Source organism: Actinopolyspora mzabensis (genome assembly GCF_900101095.1).
GTDB lineage: Bacteria > Actinomycetota > Actinomycetes > Mycobacteriales > Pseudonocardiaceae > Actinopolyspora > Actinopolyspora mzabensis.
On sequence record NZ_FNFM01000019.1, the window covers coordinates 1 to 6,102 of the forward strand.

The 6,102-nt window shown below is 69.8% G+C and carries 1 protein-coding gene; it reads right to left on the reverse strand.

The genetic code is table 11. The features are described from left to right. A partial coding sequence (locus BLR41_RS22235) for a type I polyketide synthase (protein WP_143013165.1) occupies positions 1–6,102 on the reverse strand: 6,102 nt, incomplete at both ends.

Genomic DNA, 6,102 nt, shown 5'->3' on the forward strand with positions numbered 1-6,102 from the left:
CGCACGCACCGCACCCTGCGGCAACGAACCACCAGCCACCAACCGAAGCCGCTCAACCGCCCCAGCCGGCTCCGACACCGGCACCGCCACACGCTCCCCAAACGCCGTACGCCTCGTCACCAGCCCAGCAGCCACATCCCGCAACTCAGGAAGTCGCCCATCCCCTTCGGACGCCTCCCGCAACCACTCCGCCAACCGCGCCGCATTCGCCCACAACGCCGACTCCGTATGCCCACTAAGCACCAACGGAAACGAAGCAGCACCCGAGGAGGAACGCACGTCGCCCTCGTGTTCGAACCCCTCGATCGCTGGCGCCTCTTCAAGAATGACGTGCGCGTTCGTCCCCGAAATCCCAAACGACGACACACCCGCCCGACGAACGTGCCCCTCCCGACGCGGCCAGGACACCGCCTCGTCCAACAACCGCACCTGCCCGGACGACCAGTCCACGTGCGAACTCGGCGACTCGGCATACAACGAACGAGGCAACTCCTCGTGCCGCAACGCCTGCACCATCTTGATCACCCCGGCAACGCCCGCCGCCGCCTGCGGATGCCCCAGATTCGACTTCACCGACCCCACGTACAGCGGTGTCTCCGAGTCGTGCCCGTCCCCGTAGGAGGCGAGCAGCGCGTTGGCCTCGATCGGATCCCCGAGCGTCGTGCCCGTACCGTGGGCCTCCACCGCGTCCACCTCGTCGGGAGCGAGCCCGCCCGCTCGCAGCGCCGCGCCGATCACGCGTTCCTGCGCCGGACCGTTCGGGGCGGTCAGCCCCTGACTGCGGCCGTCCTGATTGACCGCGCCCGAGCGCAGCACCGCCAGCACCTCGTGCCCGTTGGACCGCGCGTCCGACAACCGCTCCAACAGCAGCACCCCGCAACCCTCGGACCAACCGGCACCATCGGCCAGTTCCGAGAACGGCTTGCAACGACCGTCCGGAGCGAGCCCCCGCTGCCTACTGAACTCGATGAACATGGACGGTGTGGTCATCACCGTGACCCCGCCCGCGAAGGCGAGATCGCACTCACCACGCCGCAACCCCTGCATCGCCTGGTGAATGCCCACCAGCGAGGAGCTGCAGGCCGTGTCTACCGACACCGCGGGTCCCCGCAACCCGAGCGTGTAAGCCAACCGACCCGAGGCGGCGCTCTGCAGACTGCCGACGGTCACATAACCGTCGAGGGACTCGCGGTGGTCGAGCAGCCTTCCGCCGTAGTCGTTGTACATCAGACCGAAGTAGACACCGCTGGAACTGCCTTCGAGGGAGGCGGGAACTATCCCCGTGCGCTCCAGCGCCTCCCAGCTCACCTCGAGCAGGAGGCGTTGCTGCGGATCGATGCGTTGCGCCTCCCGCGGGCTGATGCCGAAGAAAGAGGCGTCGAACCGGCCCGCGTCGTGCAGGAAACCGCCCTCACGGGTCACCGAACGTCCCGGCTCGTCCGGGTCCGGGCTGTACAGGCCGTCGATTTCCCAGCCCGGCCGCTCGGGAAACGCCGTGATGCCGTCCTCGCCGTCGGCGAGGAGACGCCACAGTTGTTCCGGACCGTCGACCTCTCCCGGGAAGCGGCACGCCATGGACACGATCGCGATCGGCTCGTCCAGCGGAGCTTCCCGCTCCGTGGTCGTGCTCGAGGCGGTCGCTGATCGCTGTACGGGTTCGCCGAGTTTGTCCGCGAGGTAGCGCGCGAGCGCGTCGACCGTCGGCTGGTCGAACAGCAGCGTCGTCGGAAGCGACTCCCCGACCAGTTTCGACAGGCGATTGCGGATCTCGACCGCCATGAGCGAGTCGACTCCCAGTTCACGCAGCGACGGAGCGTTCTGCCCACCGCCGACCGGGACGCTCCGGGCGGTCGGCAACCCCATCACGGTGGCGATCTCGCTACGCACGATCTCGAGCAGCGCCTCGTGCCGGGCCTCGGGCGTGTCCAGTTCGGCCAGCCGCCGCACCGGGCCGTCCGTGGTCGCGGCGGCATCGGCGGCGCGGCGGGCCGAGGACCGGACGAACCCGCGCAGCACCGGCGGCACCGCAGAGAGGTCCTCGTCGGCCGTGCGCTGGAGTGCTCGCTGGTCGACCCGCACCGCGACCTCGTTCGTCCGGTCAGCGTCGAGGACCCGGTCGAACAGGCGAAGTCCCTGCTCGGATCGGAGCGGAACGAGTCCACCTCGGCGCAGCCGCCGCTGGAGCGCGGTGTCCAGGCGGGTGACCATACCGGCGTCCGCCCAAGTTCCCCAGGCGATGCTGGTCGCGGCGAGTCCCATCGCGCGACGTCGCGCCGCCAGCGCGTCGAGCGCCGCGTTCGCCGCGGCGTAAGCCCCCTGTGAGGCGTTTCCGACAGTGCCGATCACCGAGGAGAACAGCACGAACGCGGACAGGTCCAGTTCGCGCGTCAGCTCGTGAAGATGCCAGGCCGCGTCGACCTTGGGGCCGAAGACGTTGCCCACCCGTTCGGGAGACAGCTCGGCGAGCATCCCGTCGTCGAGCACTCCGGCCGCGTGCACGACGGCGGTGAGCGGGTGCGCGGCAGGCACAGCGTCCAGCACGGCCGCGAGAGCCTGCCGGTCCGCCACGTCGCAGGCCTCGACGCGCACCGTCTCCGCGCCAGCCGCGAGCAGCTCCGCGACGCGGTCGTCGGTCCCGGACGCCGCGTTCCCCGATCGGGAGAGCAACAACAGATGACGCACGCCGTGCACCGTCACGAGATGCTCCGCGAGCGCACCGGCCAGTCCTCCGGTGCCACCCGTGATCAACACCGTCCCCGCGGTGTCGATCTCCCGTCGCAGCGGACGCCGTGGCGGCTGGAAGACGAGCTTGCCGGTGTGCCCGCCCTGCGCCATCACTCGGAACACGTCGCGCGCACCGCGGAGGTCGACGGCGCGGTACGGCAACGGCCGGAGTCGTTCCCGCGCCATGTCCGCCAGGACCTCGTCCAGCATCTCCCCCAAGCGCGCGGGCTCTACCTCCGCGAGGAGGTCGAAGGCGCGATAGGACACACCAGGGTGGCTCTCCCGCAACGTCTCGGCCTCGCGAACGTCGGTCTTGCCCATCTCGATGAACCGACCGCCGGGGGAGAGCAACCGCAATGAGGCGTCGATCTTCTCGTCGGTGAGGCTGTTGAGCACGACGTCGACGCCCTCACCTCCGGTGGCCCGGGTGAACGCGGTTTCGAAGTCCGTGTCCCGGGACGAGGCGATGTGGTCGTCGGGCAGGCCGAGTGCCCGCAGCTCGTCCCACTTGGCGGGGCCCGCGGTGGCGAACACCTCGACTCCCCGCAGGCGTGCGAGCTGGATGGCCGCCTGGCCGACACCACCCGCGGCGGAGTGGAGCAGCAGCCGCTCCCCGTTCATCACTCCGGCCAGGTGATCGAGTGCGTAGCTCGCGGTCAGGAAAACGACCGGGACCGTGGCGGCTTCGGCGAACGAGACAGCGTCCGGGATCGGTCGGACCTTCCTCGCGTCCGCGACCGCCAGCGACGCGAACGCGGAAGCGAAGAATCCGACGACCCGGTCACCGGGTACGAGGTCTGCGACGTCCTCGGCTGCTTCGGTCACCACCCCGGCACCCTCGAAGCCGAGTGGCTCCGCCTCGCCGGGATACATGCCCATCGCGGTGAGAACGTCGCGGAAGTTGATGCCTCCTGCCCGCACCGCGATGCGGACACATCCCGGCGGGAGCTTCTCCGCCGCTTCCGGGTGAGGGGTGAGCCGAAGCGTCGAGAGGTCTCCGCGCTCGCCGATGTCGAGTCGCCACTCGTCGGCGGTGGGCTCTTCGAGCTCGTGGGTCCGCGCTTCGGATTCGAGGCGCAGGCGGTTCAGCTCGCCCCGACGTGCCGCGAGCTGCGGTTCGTCCGCGGGAATGCGTGCCAGGAGGTCGGTGAGAGCCGGTTCGGCCGTGTCGTCGACGTCCAACAGCACGAGGTCGCGGTCGGGATGTTCGAGCCGGGCCGTCCTGCCGAGGCCCCAGAGGGCAGCCGCGGCCGGGTTGACCGGCGGTTCGGACACGCGGCAGGAGAGTGCGCCCCGGGTCAGCCAGACAAGCCGTACCGAGGCCGCGCGGTCGGAGCTGTACCAGCGCCGCAGCCACTCCAGCCCCCGCAGCGTCGTTTCACGGGTCGCTTCCAGCCCGGTCTCGGATCCGGACCAGTCGACGACGAGCAACGGCCTCGGCGCGGTATCGCTCTTCCCGGTGGTGGCCTGTTCGGACTCGAGGTCGGCGAGGACCGACTCGACGTCGGCCGTCCACCCGTCGACGAACCGTCGTCGGGAGATGTCCGCGGGTTCGGTCTCGTGCAGTGGAACCGCCCGGAGCCGGTAGAGCTGCCGCGCGTCCGTATCGGACGCCGTGCTCAGCTGCGTTTCGGTCGCAGGCCGTGTGACGAGGGCCTCGATCGTGGCGAGCGGTTGGCCGGCGAGGTCGAAAGCGTCGATGCGCAGCTCGCGCCCGTCGCGTTCGATGCGAGCGCGCAGCGCCGTTGCCCCCACCGCGTGCAGCGCCACGCGCCGCCACTCGAACGGCAGGACCAAGGCCTCCTCGCCTGCCGCCGTCTCCAGCACGCAGTGCAGCGTCGCGTCCAGCAGCGCAGGGTGGACACCGAATTCCGCTGCCCGTGGCCCCTCGGGGTCCCGCGTGATCTCCGGGGGAGATGTCACCTCGACGAACGTCGTCGTGCCGAGGTGCCACGCCTTGGTAGCGCCCCGGAAGGCCGGTCCGTAGTCGTAGCCGCGTGCCGCGAGTCGTTCGTACAGCCCGGTCAGGTCGGCGGGTACGGCGTCCTCGGGTGGCCACGTGGCGAGGGGTGTGGGTTCGGGGAGTTCGTGGGCCGCCAGTGTCCCGGTGACGTGCCGCACCCATGTCGCCTCGTTCCCGTCCGATTCGGCACGACTGTGGATCGTGAACGCACGTTTTCCCTCGTCGTCCGGTTCCGCCACCAGAAGCTGCACTCGCCGGAACTCATCGACCGCCAGCGGGAGCGGAGCGGCGAGCAGTGCTTCACCGACGCCGGTGAGCCCTACGGCCCGCGAAGCGTGCAGTGCCATCTCGACCAGAGCGGTGCCGGGCACGAGCACCGTGTCGAAGATCCGGTGGTCGTCGAGCCACCATTGCGCCGTTCGGTCGAGCGATCCGGTGAACAGGACAGAGCCGTCCGACAGGTCGGTGCGGGCGGGTAACAACGGGTGCTCGCCGCCGTCGAGGCCGAGACGGGCCGGTTCAGCGGATGCCACCTCCGTAGGCCGCAGCCAGTAGTGTTGGCGTTGGAAGGCGTAGGTGGGTAGGTCCACGGTCTGTGTGTTGGTGCCCGCGTAGACCGTGTCCCAGTCAACCGGGATGCCATGGGTAAACAACTCCGCCGCGGCCTGCCGCAACCGCGACGCACCGTCCTCGTCCCGATGCAACGAGCCCACCGCCACATGCCCGGCACCACCGAGCGGGCCCACCAACAACGGATGCGCACCGAGCTCGAGGAACACCGTGTCCTCACCCGGCGCGAGTGCCTCCAACGCCAGATCCAACCGCACCGGCTCGCGAAGATTGTCCGCCCAATAATTCGCGTCGAGTTCGCTGCCGTCGACCCGAGCCCCCCGCACCGTCGACACCACCGGCACATCCCCCGTTGTCGGTGCGAGATCAGCCAACTCCGACCGGATCTCCCCCAACACCGGATCCACCTGCGGCGAATGCGACGCGTAATCCACCTTGATCCGCCGACAGGACACACCCTCGCCCTCCAACACGGCGAGGAACTCCTCCAACTCCTGCCGGTCCCCCGCCACCACCGTCGACTCGGCGGTATTGACCACCGCCACCGACAACGCACCACCCCACTCAGCCAGCCGCCGCCGCACCCGGGCCACCGGCAAAGCCACACTGCCCATCCCCCCATCACCAGCCAGACCAGCCACCAGCCGAGACCGCACCCCCACAACCCGAGCACCCTCAGCCACACTCAACACACCCGCCGCCACCGCAGCAGCCACCTCACCCTGAGAATGACCCACCACCGCATCCGGCGACACACCCCAACAACCCCACACCCGCGAAAGCGCCACCCCCACCGCGAACAACACCGGCTGCACCACCGTCACCCGCTCAAGCTGCTCCCGCTG